Source organism: Bacillus sp. FSL R5-0712, from assembly GCF_038593285.1.
Lineage (GTDB): Bacteria > Bacillota > Bacilli > Bacillales > Bacillaceae > Bacillus > Bacillus safensis.
The window spans coordinates 2,512,150-2,529,612 of sequence record NZ_CP151981.1; the positions used below are offsets into that span (position 1 = coordinate 2,512,150).

General features: G+C 40.9%; 16 protein-coding genes and 1 other annotated feature. Of the genes, 3 read left to right on the top strand and 13 right to left on the bottom strand.

All coding sequences use genetic code 11. From position 1 onward, the window contains the following. Positions 1–3 precede the first annotated feature (3 nt). The 6 genes from leuB to ilvE all read right to left on the bottom strand — a co-directional run bounded on the left by leuB (position 4) and on the right by ilvE (position 7,237). Complete coding sequence (gene leuB / locus NSU11_RS12780) at positions 4–1,101, bottom strand: 3-isopropylmalate dehydrogenase (RefSeq protein ID WP_257802677.1); 1,098 nt, start codon at positions 1,099–1,101, stop codon at positions 4–6. 18 nt (positions 1,102–1,119) lie between these two features. Next, on the bottom strand, positions 1,120–2,673 hold the full coding sequence (locus NSU11_RS12785; protein WP_024423186.1) for a 2-isopropylmalate synthase: 1,554 nt from the start codon (positions 2,671–2,673) through the stop codon (positions 1,120–1,122). Next, the gene (ilvC, locus tag NSU11_RS12790; protein WP_024423187.1) at positions 2,660–3,688 is read right to left on the bottom strand and encodes a ketol-acid reductoisomerase; all 1,029 of its coding nucleotides are present in this window, start codon (positions 3,686–3,688) and stop codon (positions 2,660–2,662) included. The genes NSU11_RS12785 and ilvC overlap by 14 nt, the downstream gene beginning before the upstream one ends. 18 nt (positions 3,689–3,706) lie before the next feature. Next, complete coding sequence (gene ilvN, locus NSU11_RS12795) at positions 3,707–4,225, bottom strand: acetolactate synthase small subunit (RefSeq protein WP_007501584.1); 519 nt, start codon at positions 4,223–4,225, stop codon at positions 3,707–3,709. Next, positions 4,222–5,946: an acetolactate synthase large subunit gene (ilvB, locus tag NSU11_RS12800; protein WP_339240071.1), complete on the bottom strand. Its 1,725-nt coding sequence runs from the start codon at positions 5,944–5,946 to the stop codon at positions 4,222–4,224. The genes ilvN and ilvB overlap by 4 nt, the downstream gene beginning before the upstream one ends. A 122-nt stretch (positions 5,947–6,068) precedes the next feature. Then, positions 6,069–6,314, bottom strand: a binding site (T-box leader). A gap of 8 nt (positions 6,315–6,322) precedes the next feature. After that, positions 6,323–7,237: a branched-chain-amino-acid transaminase gene (ilvE, locus tag NSU11_RS12805; RefSeq protein ID WP_122631800.1), complete on the bottom strand. Its 915-nt coding sequence runs from the start codon at positions 7,235–7,237 to the stop codon at positions 6,323–6,325. 432 nt (positions 7,238–7,669) lie between these two features. Between ilvE and NSU11_RS12810 the strand changes: the two genes are divergently transcribed. Then, entirely contained in the window at positions 7,670–8,713 is a 1,044-nt protein-coding gene (locus NSU11_RS12810) for a lactonase family protein (protein ID WP_095409219.1), read from the top strand. A gap of 33 nt (positions 8,714–8,746) precedes the next feature. Here NSU11_RS12810 and NSU11_RS12815 read toward each other — a convergent pair whose 3' ends face one another. The 7 genes from NSU11_RS12815 to NSU11_RS12845 all read right to left on the bottom strand — a co-directional run bounded on the left by NSU11_RS12815 (position 8,747) and on the right by NSU11_RS12845 (position 15,081). Beyond that, the gene (locus NSU11_RS12815; RefSeq protein ID WP_339240073.1) at positions 8,747–9,166 is read right to left on the bottom strand and encodes a YkvA family protein; all 420 of its coding nucleotides are present in this window, start codon (positions 9,164–9,166) and stop codon (positions 8,747–8,749) included. A gap of 95 nt (positions 9,167–9,261) precedes the next feature. After that, complete coding sequence (dltD, locus tag NSU11_RS12820; protein WP_025092477.1) at positions 9,262–10,428, bottom strand: D-alanyl-lipoteichoic acid biosynthesis protein DltD; 1,167 nt, start codon at positions 10,426–10,428, stop codon at positions 9,262–9,264. Then, positions 10,428–10,664, bottom strand: a complete 237-nt coding sequence (dltC, locus tag NSU11_RS12825; protein WP_024423191.1) for a D-alanine--poly(phosphoribitol) ligase subunit 2 — start codon at positions 10,662–10,664, stop codon at positions 10,428–10,430. Before dltC ends, dltD begins: the two co-directional genes overlap by 1 nt. Positions 10,665–10,685: 21 nt before the next feature. Next, positions 10,686–11,870, bottom strand: coding sequence for a D-alanyl-lipoteichoic acid biosynthesis protein DltB (gene dltB, locus NSU11_RS12830; RefSeq protein ID WP_024427822.1), 1,185 nt, complete (start codon positions 11,868–11,870; stop codon positions 10,686–10,688). Continuing rightward, positions 11,867–13,372 (bottom strand): D-alanine--poly(phosphoribitol) ligase subunit DltA, encoded by a 1,506-nt coding sequence (gene dltA, locus NSU11_RS12835; protein WP_339240076.1) that lies wholly within the window; start codon positions 13,370–13,372, stop codon positions 11,867–11,869. Before dltA ends, dltB begins: the two co-directional genes overlap by 4 nt. Before the next feature lie 14 nt (positions 13,373–13,386). Continuing rightward, positions 13,387–13,536: a teichoic acid D-Ala incorporation-associated protein DltX gene (locus tag NSU11_RS12840; protein WP_024427820.1), complete on the bottom strand. Its 150-nt coding sequence runs from the start codon at positions 13,534–13,536 to the stop codon at positions 13,387–13,389. Between the two features lie 252 nt (positions 13,537–13,788). Further along, positions 13,789–15,081 (bottom strand): kelch repeat-containing protein, encoded by a 1,293-nt coding sequence (locus tag NSU11_RS12845; RefSeq protein ID WP_339240078.1) that lies wholly within the window; start codon positions 15,079–15,081, stop codon positions 13,789–13,791. Positions 15,082–15,282: 201 nt separating this feature from the next. On the opposite strand from NSU11_RS12845, the gene NSU11_RS12850 reads away from it, so the two are divergent. Next, positions 15,283–16,893: a T7SS effector LXG polymorphic toxin gene (locus NSU11_RS12850; RefSeq protein ID WP_339241673.1), complete on the top strand. Its 1,611-nt coding sequence runs from the start codon at positions 15,283–15,285 to the stop codon at positions 16,891–16,893. Between the two features lie 20 nt (positions 16,894–16,913). After that, the gene (locus NSU11_RS12855) at positions 16,914–17,303 is read left to right on the top strand and encodes an immunity 50 family protein (RefSeq protein WP_339240080.1); all 390 of its coding nucleotides are present in this window, start codon (positions 16,914–16,916) and stop codon (positions 17,301–17,303) included. Positions 17,304–17,463 lie beyond the last annotated feature (160 nt).

Below are 17,463 nucleotides of genomic sequence, written 5' to 3' on the forward strand. Positions count from 1 at the left end.
TATTTACACAATGGTTTGCACGCGCTGCTTGAGTGCGTCTACAACCGCATTAGTGATTTCTTCAGTCGTTTGATAAGTTCCCTCTTTTGCTGCTAAATCTTTTGTTCGTTTGCCAGAGGCAAGAACAGCTTCGACAGCTTCTTCTATTGCAGCCGCTTCTTCTTCTAATGCAAAGGATGTTCTAAGCAAGCTTGCTGCTGATAAAATGGTTGCCAGAGGGTTTGCAACGTTTTGCCCCGCAATATCGGGTGCTGAACCATGAATTGGCTCATATAAATGAAGGCCAGTGCTTGATAAACTAGCAGATGGCAGCATGCCGAGTGATCCAGTAATCATAGAAGCTTCGTCACTTAAAATATCACCGAACATATTCTCCGTCACAATGACATCAAATTGAGCGGGCTTGTAAATCAGCTGCATGGCAGCATTGTCGACGAGCATATGCTCAAATTCAACTTCTGGATATTGAGCAGCAACTTCTTCTACTGCATCCCGCCATAGTTTACTAGAAGCAAGGACATTCGCTTTATCCACAGACGTCACTTTTTTCCGTCTTGTTAAGGCCATGTCGAACGCTTCTTTTAATACGCGGACAATTTCTTCCTTTGTATAAAGGAGCGTATCAACGGCAGCTTCTTTTCCTTCATCATCCGTATAGCGTTCGCTTGGTTCACCAAAATAGAGACCGCCTGTTAATTCACGAACGATGACGAAATCGACTCCATTAATATGATCCTGTTTTAACGGAGATGCCTCGCTTAAGCTATCGAACACCTTTACAGGCCGGATGTTGGCAAATAAGTCCAACTGCTTACGAATGGCGAGCAGGCCTTTTTCTGGACGAAGCTCTGGCGGGTTTTGATCCCACTTTGGTCCACCGACTGCTCCTAATAAAATCGCATCAGAGCCTTTGCATACATCTACTGTTTCCTTTGGAAGCGGGTTGTTTTTTTCATCTATTGCGATACCGCCAATAAGCGCAGTTTCGAATTCGAATTCGTGCTTAAATTGAGCCGCTGTCTCTTGAAGGACTGCGACTGCAGATGTCACGACTTCCGGTCCGATTCCATCGCCGGGCAAAAGTGCAATTTTCTTTTTCATGAGAACCTTCCTCCTTTCCTATGAAATCGCGTGATGTTTCTCAATTTCAATCAGATTTGATTTGAAGATTAAATGTCTGTTCACTGCATTGACGTAAGCTTTTGCCGATGCTTCAAGTACATCTTGCGCTACACCGCGTCCTGCTGTTTCTTTTCCTTCTATTGAAACAGTGACATATACTTCTGCTAGTGCATCTCTGCCTTTTCCATTTGATTGAATGCGGTAGTCCAGCAAATGAATTCTTTCTTCCATACAGCGCTCAAGCGTATTGTACACAGCCTCTACACTGCCTGCACCTGTAGCTGCTTCTTGGATGACTTCCTGTGTTTCTTGATTTTTCAGAGAAACCGTTGCTGTTGGCATTTGTTCTGTTCCATAGTGCACTTGCAGACTTTCAAATTCATAGCCAATTTTCCGATCTGCTACTTTTTCTTCTAATATAATAGAGATCAAGTCATCATCTGTAATTTCTTTCTTCTTCTCTGTCAAGTTCTTAAAAGTCTCAAAGAATTTATTGATTTCGTCTTCCGTTAGTTTAAAGCCTAGTGTTTTCATGCGGTCTTTAAACGCGTGTCTTCCGGAGTGTTTTCCAAGGACAAGCACATCTGTTGTCACGCCGACAAGCTCTGGAGAAATAATTTCATAGGTTGTTTTTTCTTTGAGGAAACCATCTTGGTGAATACCTGATTCATGTGCAAATGCGTTGTTTCCAACGACTGCTTTATTACGCGGCACAATCATTCCTGAGTATTTGCTCACTACATCACTTGTACGCTTAATTTCATTCAATTGAATCGTTGATTCGACCTGGTAAAAGTCTTTTCGAATATGAAGAGCTACTGCAATTTCTTCTAACGCGGCATTTCCAGCGCGCTCGCCAATTCCGTTGACAGCCGTTTCAATTTGATCTGCTCCATTTTCAATAGCAGCAAGTGAGTTTGCTACAGCCATTCCTAAATCATCGTGACAGTGAGCAGACAAGTTGACGCGGTCGATATTTGGAACGTGTTCCTTCATATATTTAAAGATGTTTCCGTACTCTTTTGGCGCTAGGTATCCAACTGTATCTGGCAAGTTAATGACACTCGCCCCAGCGTCAATGACCTTTTCTACAATTTCTGCTAAGAAAGCAAGATCTGTACGGCACGCATCTTCTGCTGACCATTGGACAACTGGAAAACGTTCTTTCGCATATTTCACCATTGCGACAGCCTGTTCTACGACTTCTTCACGTGTTTTCTTTAGTTTATGCTTCAGGTGAATATCAGAAGTGGCAATAAAGACATGAAGCCTTGGCTCCACTCCATCTTTTAATGCTTCCCATGCAGCATCAATGTCACCTTTCACACATCGTGCAAGACCAGCAACAGAACAGTTTTTAATCGTTCTTGCAATTTCTTGTACGCCTAAGAAATCCCCTCGGGATGAAGCGGGAAATCCCGCTTCAATGATATTAACCCCAAGGCGCTCAAGCTGCTTTGCAATGATTAGCTTTTCTTGTGCATTTAAGTTCACTCCTGGTGATTGCTCTCCATCCCGAAGTGTTGTGTCAAAAAAATTAATTTTCCGCACCGACGCTCACCGCTTCCTTTTTCTTTCCTTGTTTAACGAAAGGCATCATTTCACGAAGCTTTCTACCAACGATTTCAATTTGGTGCTCATTTTCATTTGCATTGATCGCATTGAAACGTGGACGATTCACTTGGTTTTCAACAATCCATTCTTTTGCAAATGTTCCGTTTTGGATATCAGTCAAAACAGCTTTCATTGATTCTTTTACTTTTGCATCCACAACGCGTGGTCCTGATACGAAGTCACCCCATTGTGCTGTATCAGAGATTGAATATCTCATGCCTTCTAATCCTTCTTCATACATAAGGTCAACGATCAATTTTAGTTCATGCAGACACTCGAAGTATGCAAGCTCTGGCTGATAACCAGCTTCTGTTAACGTTTCGAATCCTGCTTTTACTAGTGAAGTAAGGCCTCCACAAAGAACTGCCTGCTCACCGAATAGATCCGTTTCTGTTTCTTCTTTAAATGTTGTTTCAAGAACGCCCGCTCTTGCTCCGCCGATCGCTTTCGCATAAGCAAGTGCTTTGTCTTTCGCTTGGCCAGATACATCTTGATAGATAGCAAATAGGGCAGGTACACCAGCGCCTTGCTCATATGTTCTTCTCACAAGATGTCCTGGACCTTTTGGAGCTACAAGATACACATCTACGTCACTTGGAGGAACAATTTGATGGAAGTGAACGTTGAATCCGTGTGCGAATACAAGTGAGTTGCCAGCTTCTAATTGATCTTTGATTTCTTCATCATATACTTTCTTTTGCTGCTCATCTGGAAGTAGTACCATCACGACGTCTGCTTGTGCTGCTGCTTCTTTTACTGTGAATACTTGATGGCCGTCTTCTTGTGCTTTTGTATAAGATCCGCCTTTTCTTACGCCGACGATCACATCTACGCCGCTTTCTTTTAAGTTCAATGCATGTGCATGACCTTGTGAACCGTAACCAATGATTGCTACCTTTTGACCATTTAATACGTTTTCTTGAATATCACCGTTATAATATACTTTTACCATTTGACTCTCTCCTTTTGTTTAGACAATTGAAATTGTTTTATTTGTTTGCGGCTTTTGCTGATTATCTCTCGCAAAGGCCGTGGTGCCAGTTCTGGCGACTTCTTTAATGCCGTATGGCTTAAGTAATTCAATGAGTGCTTCAATTTTTGAAGACTCACCTGTCACCTGAATGACGACACTCTCTCTGCTCACATCTACAATAGAAGCTCTAAACGGTTCAATGACCCCCGTGATCTCCATTCTAGATGCTGGTGCAGATACGACTTTTATCAAAGCCAGCTCTCGCTGAACGATTGATTGGTTTGTAATGTCTGTTACTTTCAGAACATCGATTTGTTTGTTCAGCTGTTTTGTCAGCTGCTCGATGTCTTTCTCCTGGTCTACATGGACGACGAACGTGATGCGTGATACATCTTGAATCTCAGAATGGCCGACCGTAATGCTTTCAATGTTGTAGTGTCTTTTAGTAAAGAGGCCTGTGATTCTGTTCAGTACGCCTGATCGATTTAATACAGTCAACACAATAATTCTTTTCAAGGTTTCACCCCCACCATCTCATGAAGTCCTTTCCCCGGTGCTACCATCGGGAATACTTTTTCATCTCGCGCTACATTGACATCGATGAAAACAGGCTCTCTAGAGGTTAAGGCTTCTTCAAGCTTTTCTTTCGCCTCTTCGTCTGATGAGATTCTGATTCCTTTAATGCCATAAGCTTCAGATAATTTGACGAAGTCTGGCTGCTCTGAAAATTTAGAATGTGAGTAGCGTTCTTCGTAGAAAATTTCTTGCCATTGTCTTACCATTCCAAGGCTGTGATTATTGAGTACAATCACTTTGACTGGAAGGTTCAGCTCACGGATAACGGCAAGTTCTTGCAGGGTCATTTGGAAACCTCCGTCTCCTAAAATCGCCACAACAGTTGCCTCTTGATCAGCCAGCTGAGCGCCGATGGCTGCTGGTAATCCGAAGCCCATTGTGCCAAGACCTCCAGATGTGACCCACTTATCTGCATTTTCAAATGGATAGAACTGTGCCGCCCACATTTGATGCTGTCCGACATCAGTTGCGACAATGGCTTCACCTTTTGTGAATTGATGAATGTATTCAATCAGCTTTTGAGGCTTAAAGCCTTCTGCTTCGTTTTCAACGTACCAGAGTGGATATTCTTCCTTCCACTGATCTAATTGGTTTTTCCATTCGTCTGCATCTGCTTGTTTCCCGTCTTGCTTGATCAGTTCTTCAAGAACGAGCTTACTGTCGCCAACAACTGGGATATGGGTATGAATGTTCTTGCCGATTTCCGCTGGGTCAATGTCAATATGAGCGACCTTCGCATGCTTCGCAAAATGATTGAGGTTGCCTGTTACCCTGTCATCAAATCTTGCTCCGATTGAAATGAGCAGATCACATTGATGAAGAGCCATGTTCGCTGCATATGTGCCATGCATACCAGCCATCCCTAGGAAAAGAGGGTGCTTTGCCGGGAATCCGCCAAGTCCAAGCAGTGTATGAGCGACTGGGATTTGCTGCTGCTCTACATACTGTCTTAATTCTTCAGATGCTTTGCCATGAAGTACGCCAGCTCCTGCTAGAATGACTGGTTTCTTCGCTCTGCTGACAGCTTCTACTAATTTGCGAATTTGCAAATAGTTCGGCTCTACTTTTGGCTGATAACCAGGTAAATCAATTGGCTGATCATATTCAAACGTTCCTTCAATGCCTGCGACATCTTTTGGAATATCAATCAAAACTGGACCAGGTCTGCCTGTTGTTGCGATATGGAATGCCTCTTTAATGACACCCGGTAATTCCTCTGGATTTCTTACCTGGTAGCTGTGCTTTGTAATTGGCATTGTGATGCCGAGTACATCCGCTTCTTGGAATGCATCCGATCCAATGACTGACGTTGCCACCTGCCCTGTGAATACAACAAGGGGAAGTGAATCAATCATCGCATCTGCAATTCCTGTGACAAGGTTTGTCGCTCCAGGTCCTGATGTGGCAATGACCACACCCGGTTTACCAGATACTCTTGCGTATCCTTCTGCTGCGTGAATCGCTCCCTGCTCATGTCTTGGCAGGACATGAAATAAACCAGAATCGTAAATTTTATCGTAGATTGGCAAAACTGCTCCGCCCGGATAGCCGAAAATGACTTCTACTTTTTCTCTTTTGAGTGCTTCAATTAACATGAGTGCACCGTTCATCGTTTGTGGTGCTTTTGATTTTTCCGTCTCCATTTGTACATTTGTCCCCATTTGATTTCCTCCTCTTCGTCTTGCTTCAGTCAAGTCCTTTCACCCTTTTCCATTCAAGATAGAGATATGAGACCATATAAAAAAGCCTTCTCACCCCACAATGACACTACTTTTCACTAGGTCAAAGGGGCGAAAAAGCTTTGTTTTTCGCGGTACCACCCTTGTTCACGGCAATCCTGCTGCCGTCTCATGGACATCTTTCGTCCATTTTGGTAACGAGTGAGCAATGTCACTCGGTCTGCCCTACTATCATTTCAAGCAGACACTCAGAGGTGAGTTCACTTTAGAAAGTAACACCGGTTTCCAGCTAGCACCGGCTCTCTGTAGATACTGACTCTAAAGCTACTAGTCCTCTTCAACGTTTATCGATATCTATTTAACTTGCATGAATGTTTTCATCTGCAAAAACGACTTTTTCTCCCTCTTCAACTACTCGCTTACGGAATTGTTCAAGAAGTTTGTTTGTGTGGAACCCAGGTTTTCCTTCACCGATTGTACGGCCGTCAACTTTTACAACGGCGATAACTTCGGCTGCGGTTCCTGTTAGAAATACTTCTTCAGCTGTATACACATCATGTCTTGTGAATGGTTCTTCTTTCACTTCGTAGCCTAAGTCTTCTGCAATCTCCATGATGGCATTTCTTGTAATGCCTTCAAGTGCGCCAATATAACCTGGCGGTGTAAAAAGCTTACCTTTTTTATAAATAAACACATTGTCTGCAGAACCTTCCGCCACGTACCCTTGATCGTTCAGCATCAGCGCTTCACTCACACCGGCCATATGGGCTTCGATTCGGACAAGAATGTTATTCAAATAATTTAATGATTTCACTTTTGGGCTAAGGACATCTGGACGATTTCGTCTTGTTGGAACCGTCACAATATCAATACCCGTTTCATATAGGTGCTTTGGAAAAATGGCCAGCGGCTCTACAATGATCACTGTATTGGCTCTCCCGCAGTTGTTAGGATCTAACCCAAGATCACCTGCTCCTCTTGAGACGACAAGGCGGATATAGGCATCCTTTAAGCCATTCCTTTCAACTGTATGAATCATTTTTTCCGTGAGTTCCTCAAGTGAATATGGAATGTTCAGCATAATGGATCTAGCGGAATCATACAGGCGGTCTAAATGTTCTTTCATTCGAAAGATATTTCCGTTATACACGCGAATCCCTTCGAAAACACCGTCGCCATATAAGAAGCCATGATCGTAAACTGAAATTTTCGCATCCTCTTTTTTCACGAGTTCATCGTTTAAAAAGATCCACTGTTCCTTTTGGTCTTCCATTTTCAGTGAGCACCCTCTCTTTCAAACAAAAAGTAGTTGAATTTTCAGACACTTTATATTGAAGTGTCTTTCGCTTGCACTGCGTGTTTGTTTAGCTTTTGTTGAACCCATCTTACGCCGCTTTCCATACAGTGTCAACAGCATTTTTAAAATTATTAGACAATTTAGACTAATCAAAATTAAATGTATACGCTTACACCTTTGCTAGACAAGGAATGAAAAAACTTAAAATTTTTTGTATTTTTTCTTCAATTTATTTACTTTACATGAACGGTTTTCTTTTGAGAAAACTTTTGTGATATTTTTTCACAACATTTTTGATGAATATTGTGAGATTTCTTTGACTTTGTTTTTCTTTTGGCATGCCTTTCTAAAGCGTTTTCCTATGAATTTATGATAGAATGAGAGCATCTAATAGAAGGAGGGCAATACATGGCTAACATCAGAGGTTATATCGGTACGTATACAAAGGGAGACAGTAAAGGTGTTTATACGTTTACATTAAATACGGACAAGCAGCAGATTGAGCAAGTAGAAGTTGCTGCTGAACTTGAAAATCCTACATATTTAACCGTGTCAGAGGATCAAAAGTTTGTTTATGCTGTTGTGAAAAAAGGATCACAGGGCGGCCTTGCTGCGTATCAAATTGATTCAACAACAGGCAGACTTCACTTCATCAACCAAGAGCTTGCCGATGGAGCTTCTCCTTGCCACGTCAGCGTGGACAGTCAAACGAAAACGGCGTATACAGCGAACTATCATAAAGGGACAGCAGAGATGTATGAAATCGATGCTGAAAACGGCTCAGTGATCCGCACGCTCTCACAAGCGCAGCATGAAGGAACTGGCCCTAACGAAGATCGTCAGGAAAAGCCACACACCCACTTTATGGGTCTCACGCCAGATGAACAATTTGCAGTGGCTGTTGACCTTGGAACAGATGGAATTTATACGTATAAGAAAGAAGACGGCAAACTTGAGCTTGCTCATACATTCGAAACAAAGCCAGGCAGCGGACCTCGTCATATTACATTCCACCCAACGAAACCTGTGGCATATGTAATGACTGAGCTAAGCTCCGAGGTCATTGTGCTTCGTTACTTTGAGGATGGTCATTTTGAAGAGATCCAAACAATCGCGACCATTCCAAGCGATTTTACAGAGAACAATCAAGGCAGTGCCATTCATGTCTCTTCAGACGGCCAATTTGTTTATGCAGGAAATCGCGGTCATGACAGCATTGCGATTTTTAAAGCAGACGCTGACGGCCAACTAAGCCTTGTCGAGATTGCTTCTTCTGAAGGAAACTGGCCTAGAGATTTTGTGCTTGATCCAACAGAAGAATTCCTCGTCGGTTCAAACCAAGAATCTAGCAACCTTGTGTTATACAAACGCGACAAAGAAACAGGACGACTCACTGTCTTACAATCAGACATTACCGTCCCTCATCCAGTTTGCGTGAAATTTTTAGGGTAAAGAAAAAAAGCCTCCAATAACGGAGGCTTTTCTTTATGCAGATGGCATACCGCCATCCTCGAGCTTTTGATCAATCAAAGACGTATCGGTTTTTTCGCCGAACCATTTTGACAGTCTGTCTTTTGCTTTCCCTTTCACATCATCATCAATGTACATCGATACTTGAAGCAGAGCAAATGTGATGGCTCCTAAATCATCTGTATAGCCGACACCAATCAATGTATCAGGAATGAGATCAAGTGGAAGGATAAAGTAGCCGAGTGCTCCAATAATCAAGGTCTTTGCTTTGACCGGCACTTCGGGTTTTTGCAATGTATAGTAAAGTAATAGCACAGCATAGACAAGAGAGACACCAGCTTTTTGTGCCGTCTTTTTTAACTTTTCCCAAAAGGCATGATCATTAAAATGCTTCTTCGAACGCTTTAATAGTTCTTTTTTCTCAGAACGATTCATCATATCGCCTCCATCTACAGCATAGCCCTTTTCCCTTAGTTATACAAGATATCCGCTGATTCGACAAACAAAAAGCAGCAGAAAGCTGCTGCATTCTACTGCTCTTTGTAAAACTTTTCAATTGCTTTATCGATGTAAACCCATCCTTTATAAGACACATGAATCGTATCTTTAAAGAAATATGGATCGTACTCATGCTTAGTCAAATCTGCGACTTCATACCCATTATCTCGAATTTGACGATTGATTTTTTCATAATAACCTGTACGGCCTTCTTTCGGAAAACCGGTGTAATCATACCATTTTCCGTTGACAGGAATTGTCACAAACAAAGGCTTCGCCCCTGCCTGTTTTAAAATATCCAGCATGATCTGAAAATCTTTGTATTCTGGTGATTCCGCATAAGAATGGCCTTCACGGGAATCCTTCATCTTTTTCATGATCGGTTTCAGCTTGTGGTCAAACAGTTTTTGATTAATATAAAACGGGTTGTCCCCTGCTCTTTTCGCACCAAAAATGCTCGCTTCTTTTTCAAGCTCAGCCCATGTTTTTCCTTTGACTGAAGGAGACGGTTGAAGCTTGCGCTCATGCCCCGATCCAATCGTATAGTACATGTCTTTCTTTTGAAGCATGCCATAGTACATTTTCGCAATAGGAGAAATCGCGCCATAAGCGAACTTGTTCCCAGATAACTCTGCTTTAAAAAGCTCTGTAATCACCATGTCATTTTTGACTGCTTTAAACTTCATGATTCTTTTGATGAGCTCTTTTTTCACAGTTGGATCAATTTCTTTATTATAGGCGAGATTAAGTGCTTGAAGCGCTGAATAGTTAGGTGCAAAGTGATTCTCGTCAGATCCCCATTTCACAAACCACTGCGGGGACACGATAAATACAAGCTTCTTCCCTTTTAATTCATCCATATGCGCTGCAAAGTTCATCGCATGAATTAATGATTGCGATCCACCTTTTCCAATAAGATAAGGTGTAAACCCTTGAGGATTCTCATGAAAGAAATTCGAAGGGTGATATGGATCAAAACGTGATAGTTCAGAAGATCCATAGATCGGCAAATAAGTTGGATCTTTTAGCATTTCATCTTGTAAATAGAGCCCTTGGAACATCCCTGGATCTAATTCTGTGGCTGACTTTTGTAATTTGTCTTTTGGGATCAGGTGTGAGAGCCATGCATTTGGTACAAGAAGAACACCAATGAATAGAACAGCCGCTAAAATAAGCGGCCCAAAAAAACGCTTTTTCATTACTTCATCTCTGCCAGCTGCTCAGCAATATGATTCGGCGTATCCCACACATCACGATCGAATTCTGTAATCGGAACAGTAATTCCGAGTTGACTTTCAATTGCCATAAGCAGTTCTACTGTACCAAATGAATCAAGAAGACCTTCTTCAAAAATCGCAATCTCTGGATTTTCTTTCACAACGTCGTCCTGACAAACCTCTGCAATAATACCGTATACTTGATTTTTAAATTCCATAATTTTCTACTCCCTTAATCATTAATGATGAAATGGTTTTCCTGAAAAAATATAAAATCCGAAACAAATCACATGGAATGTAATAATGATCGACACAACCATTGTGACCTTATTATCCGGCCACCACTTGTGCTTTTTATTCCATTTCTCAAATAAATTGTAACCGGACATGACAACTGCATGATATAGTCCGTAAATAATATATTGAAGGGCAAGACCATGCCAAGCACCCATCAATAGAAAGAGGACAAAGTACCCAATATTTGATACAGCCATTCGGTTCTTGATCCACTTCTTTTTAGTCATAAAGAACACAAATCTCATAAACACGTAGTCTCTGAACCAGAAGGACAGGGACATATGCCAGCGATTCCAGAAGTCTTTAATGTTTCGGCTGATAAACGGTTTATTAAAGTTCTCTGGTGATTTAATGCCCATAATATAACTCACACCTACAGCAAATGCTGTATATCCAGCAAAGTCAAAGAACAAATACATGCTGTAAGCATACATATACGTTAACTGCTGAACAAAGTGACTGCTGCTAATATGATGAATATTCATCAGAATATATGTGTGAATTAGATAACCAATAATGAACTTATATAAGAAGCCAATGAAAATTTTATGAATACCGGCATATAGAAGATCACTGTATGCTTCCTTTTCAGGCGGTGTATCCATATCTTTTTCAAATCGGCGGTAACGGTCAATCGGACCTGATGAAATCGTCGGGAAAAAGACAATGAAATAGACCAAACGGTGAATCGGAATTTTCTTCTTAATCAAGCCGTCTCTTGTCTCGATAATTAACTGAACACCTTTAAATGTTAAGTACGAGATCCCCAAAAAGCTCAGCCAGTTCATTGGCGGCGGCTGGTGCGGCTGATGAGTTAAAAAGAACGGTAAAATCTTAGACAGCACAAGCGGCAAAATAGATGCCACCACTGCTGCATAGAAAACAGATGCCTGATTCGCCTTTAACCTGTATGCAAGGTACAGGCGGATGATGAAGACTTGCCACACCGTGAACAAGAAGAGCAGCAGCGCGCCATGGGCATCCTTTGAGAAAATAAGTGCCAGCGCCACAACCGTTGCAAACATGTTGTAGCCCTGCATTCTTTTGCCGCGAAGACCAAGAATGATCGTCGGCAAAAGAAGAATACCAATTAGAATGAAGAAAAAGAATGAACTAAACGGAATCATAGAAGAACCTCTTTCGCGATTCTCTTACGGTCAACCTTCCCGTTTGGCGTCATGTACAGCTGCTCAAGATAGACAAACTTTCTTGGGATCATGTACGCTGGCAGTGAATCCGCCATTTCTTTCTTAATCGCGCTTGTCAGCTGATACTCTTTTTCAAATGAATGAGCTGCTGGAACAATCGCTGCAATCAAGTACTCAACATGACCGTTTGGCTGGAATGGCACAATCACACAAGCATTGACATAGGTTGTCTCGCTTACATGATATTCAATTTCTTCAAGCTCCATCCGGTATCCATGAAGCTTAATTTGATAGTCGAGACGGCCATGGCACGTAATTAAACCATCCTGCGCCACACCTGCGTCACCTGTACGGTAAGCAGGACGTCCTTCGTATTCAAAGAACACTTTATCTGTCAAGGCTTGTTCACCTAAGTAGCCTCTCGTGACGCTTGGCCCCACGATGACAATTTCTCCTTTTTCACCATCAGGAAGTGTCTTGCCTTCTTCATCTAAAATGACGATGTCTGTATCAGGTTTGGCATAGCCGACTGGTAAAGAATCGTGCTGATCAAGAATCTCCTGCGTGACTTCAATCGATGTGATCGCAACAGTTGCTTCAGTTGGACCATACGTATTAAAGACCTGCGCCTTTGGAAAACGCTCCAGAAGTGCACTTGCTACAGCTACAGGAAGCGCCTCACCGCAGAACAAGAAAACTTTCAGCTCTGGTAAAAGCTCTCCTGTAAAGGAAGGGTCCATTAAGCACATTTGCACAAAGGATGGTGTTGATGTCCACACTTCAACGTCAGATTGACCAAGTGCTGCAAACATATCCTTTGGCTTATTGACAAGATCTTTTACTAAACAGTAAAGCGTGCCGCCTGATTGAAGCGCTGGATAGAGATCCATCACTGATAAGTCAAAAGAAAATGGTGCTTGATTTAAGAATGTGCGTCCCTCACCAATTGGGAAATCCCGGCACATCCACTCTGTAAAGCTTTCTAAATTATTGGCGGTTACCTGAACGCCCTTCGGTTTTCCGGTACTGCCAGACGTATAAATAATGTAGAAAACATCATCTTGTTGAACCCACTGCGTGGATGGCGGTGCTTCTTTTTCAAGTGCTAAAAGCGATGCCGCACTCTTCACTTCAATGTGCTCTTCTACATCTAATACATTCTGCTCATTTGCACATATCAATAGACTGGCTTTTGAGCTTTCAATGATTGAGACGATGCGCTCGACAGGTATCGAGATGTCGACCGGAATATAAGGTCTGCCTGATTTTACACTGCCTAAGAAAGAAATCAGCATCTCTGGCTCCATATGACCGTATACAATGACAGGTTCACTGCCAGTTGCAATTGCATCGATCGCACCAGCCATTTGGTCTGATAAATGCCAAAGCTCATCATATGTGATCGACGCATGTTGAGAAACAAATGCTGGCTGTGTTGGTTTCGTTTGCTGGTATTCATGAATCGTTTGTAATAGTTTCATAATTTAATCTCCAATTAAAAATCGTTGTAAATGAATGATCCCGTATTTGCTGTGTGGAATCCGTAAATAAAGAACAATAATAGCAAAATAAGTAAGTAAAAGCTTGTATATCCTATCCATTTTACAGACTTATTTTCTGATAGCTTTTTGAATAGCATATTGATAACCTCTTTTCTTTTGACACTTATAGAGACGCATGACTCAATCAAAGAGTTTCATATCAAACCATAAAATTTTTAAGAAATACTAAAAAAATGTCGAACCTTGGAACGTCTCTTTTGAGCAAAGCTGTCTTATTGTAACAAAGATTTAATACATTTGAAATGAAATCCGATCTTAAATTTGCCTTAAAATTGCTGAAAGCTGTCGAACTAACGCAAAAGCCACCTAGTTGGACTAGATGGCTTTGATGTCATTTACTTCTTATATTTATTGACTTCGAACATGAGAATGTTTTTAAACACCACATAATCCTTTTTACTTTCAAAAGGACCTTTGTTATTGTCATGCTCATCAATTTCATAAAAACCTGGTCCTTCTCCGGCATCACGCTTTTTGTACCAGGATAGGAAGGAGTTGACTTCTTTCATTGAGAGGTCATACTCTTTCTGTAAGCCATTGACCATTGTGATGATGAGAAGGGCATCGCCGTCTTCATCTGTTGTATCGTCTTTAGGCGGTGTGGTTGGTTCTGGGTCTTTGTCTCCTGGATTTGTAGAATCATCTTTTGGTGGTGTTGTCGGTTCTGGATCTTTGTCACCGGGTGTTTCTGTGTTGTTTGGAAGTTCCAGGTCTTTTAAGGAGATAGAGATGACCGATTTATAGTTTCTATCAGCTAATTGAGTAAAGTTATTGTTGGGTATTCTACCTCCTATGATATATAAAGTATCATCTATAATCACAGAAGAATGAGCAATACGCATATCGCTTTGCGGCGTATTCACATAAGATTTCTGTTCTGTATTAACGTCATAAAGATATTGATATTTTGGAGCAACTGCCGTAACTAATATATTTTCTTTATAATTAACAGCAGACAAATACTCCCCTTTAAATCCGTCTTTTTTTTCTGTCCACTTATTATTAGAAGGGTTGTATTCATAGATTATAGATTTTGTATTACCGGAAACTGCATAAAACTTCCCTTTCGAAACCACACTTGTAGCATTTTTAATTATTACACTTGGTTGTGGTTCTTTTACCCATTCGTGTGTGGTTACATTATAACTATAAAATTCATCTCCCCCACCTAGAACATAAATTTTGTTATCAATAGCTCCAGCCTGTACATTATATGCTCCTTTTAATGACTTAAACGGAACATTTTCTAACTTAGTCCATTCATCTTTTTTTGCATCATAAACTTCAAAGCTATTAAACTTTCTATCTTCAGATCCCCCTGCTATAACATAAATTTTGTTGCCAATTGTTACTGTTGCCGCCCCTCCCCTAGCAGTTGGCATTACACTTTTTTCAAACCATTTGTTCATGCTGGGATCATACATATAAGTTTGATCTGAATATCCTTTATTATAAGAACCTCCCCCTATAATATAGATGTTTCCGTCTACTACTCCTGTACTAGCACCAATTCTTGCCTCCGGTAAGTCCGCAAGCTTTTTCCATTCTGCAGTTGCAGCTTGTGCTACTTGATGTGATTGCAGAATAGCAAGTACAAACAAGATCATTACTAATAACCATTTTTTCAAGAATATCACTCCTTCAGATAGTCTTACTCTATATGTATCGGATTAAACTGTACATTTTCTACCACAAAATAGAAGTGAATTTAGAATAGTAGTGTTCTTCTCTAATTCACTTTCATATCACTCGCTACTTTTTACCTATTCATTACCTATTTTTATATTGTTAAAATAAAACATAATTATTTGAGAAGGGAGTGACTTCTTCTGGGCAAGATACTTGATGCAAAAGCACTAACCAGTGCCATGGACACAAGGGCAAAACACTACCAGGAACTCCGCGAACAAATGGTAGATTTAAAAAAGGCATTACAAGGTGTGGCCAACCTCGGTGACGACTTCACTGGGAAAGGTGCCGATAACATTAAAAGCTTTTATAAAGAGCTCGCCAGAAATGTAGACATGTTTATCAGCTTCATTGATAAGCAAAAAGCCTTTCATGAAGGTGTTTCTGGGACACTGGATGATACGAGCTTTGGCGGCGATACCTTTGTAGAAGAACACTTTTTAGACAACGCAGTACATATGGGCATCAAGAATGCCAAAAGCATTGTGAAAGATCAAAAAAAGGCACTCAAAACGATTTTTCAAGACATTGATGACCTCATTTCCCTAGAGGTATTTGATAGCCAAACCTTTGATGAAAAAATAGAAGATGCGGAAGATGAACGAAAAAAGACGGTCAAAGAACTAAGAGAGCTTGATCAAAATTTAAAAGATGAATATGCTTTGTCAGAGACGGAGCAGCAAGCTACAATGGCATTGTACGCTGAAATGATGAATGCGACAAATGACGGAAAAGCGATTTCGCCTATGAATTTTGACAAGAAAGCCTATCAAAATAGCGAAATCTACAAGGCAAAAAGCGATATTGAGAAGCAAACTGCTGAATATCTGAAAATCAAAAAAGAACAAGAAGAAGCCCGCGAAATCGCAAAGGAACAAGAAGCACTCGCCAACCGCCCTTGGTATGAAAAAGCCCTCGATTATGGTGGAAACATCGTGAATGAACTGACCGGCGTGAACGATGCAAAACGTGCCGCAACAGGCGTTGATCCAATCACAGGAGAGGAACTCACCGCAGGACAGCGAGTCGCGGCAGGCGGCATGGCAGCCGCAGGCTACATCCCAATCGTCGGCTGGGCAGGCCGCATTTTCAAAGGCGGAAAAGCAGTCTATAAAACCACCCAAGCCACATCAGCCGCAGTCAGGGCAGTCGACATTTACAAGACATCACAAAAATCCTTTGACGCCCTGAAAACATCTCAAAAAGGTTTATATGGCCTCACCGCCATCAACGGCTTCAGCGAAGCGATCACAGGCCGGGATATGTTTGGAAACAAGATCTCAAAAGAACAGCAGGAAGCGAGTATGAACGCGGCGCTTGGAATGCTTTTGCCGTTTGGACTAGATGGTGTAAATAATAAATTAAAAAATAAAGCAACACTAGACGTACAGAAAAACTTAAATAAAAACCATCATGAATCTAGAAAAGCTAGTTTAAAAGAAATTAAACGTCAATTAAATATACCAAGAACACAAAACCCTGAAAGTCAAAAGATGGTGCCCTTAACAGATAAAAATGGAAAAAGAATATTAAATGAAAAAAACCAACCAATCCTTACGAGAGAGCTTACATATGAAGTTAATGGTAAAAAGATTGTTATTCAGGATCATTCAAATGGTCACGATTTTGGAGAAGGAGGCATCGGAAACCAACCTTCACACCACAATGTAAGACCTGAACATAACACCCGCAATGGTAAAGTCGAAGGTGTAGAAGACCATTATTATTTTGAAAGAAGAAACAATAAATAACTCAAACGAGGAGTATCCAAATGATTAGAGAAGAAAAATTTATGAACCCACAAGCGATGACTCAAATTTTCGGGGGGATCCCCCATTTTAAAAATGCAGAAATCATGAATGTTGATTTAAACAGAGATGGTCCTACCCTATTTATAAGACTAATGACAAAAGACACCGTGAAGAATAAACCTAAACGTTGGGGGAATTTTGATGTTGTCTACGTTGAATTATCATTCATTGGTGTAACGGATTTAAAAATTAATCATTTAGGAAATAATAATATAATTGATCATTTTGAGATTAGCACAACAGAGAATGGAGGATTTCTAAAAATAAATTGTAAGAATCAAATGCAAATCGAAACCATATTTGATTGGGCAAGGGTTGAACAAATTTCACCGGGGCTAATTGGGTCTTAAGATAACTTGCGTTTTCATAAACTCCAAATATTTAATCCACTTTAAGAAGGACCTCTCTTTATTAAGAGAAGCCCTTCTTAAATTCATTTTCATTAGCTAATAACAATCATACAATGCTTTTTGATTATTCAACACTTCTAATAATTAATTCAAATCCCGT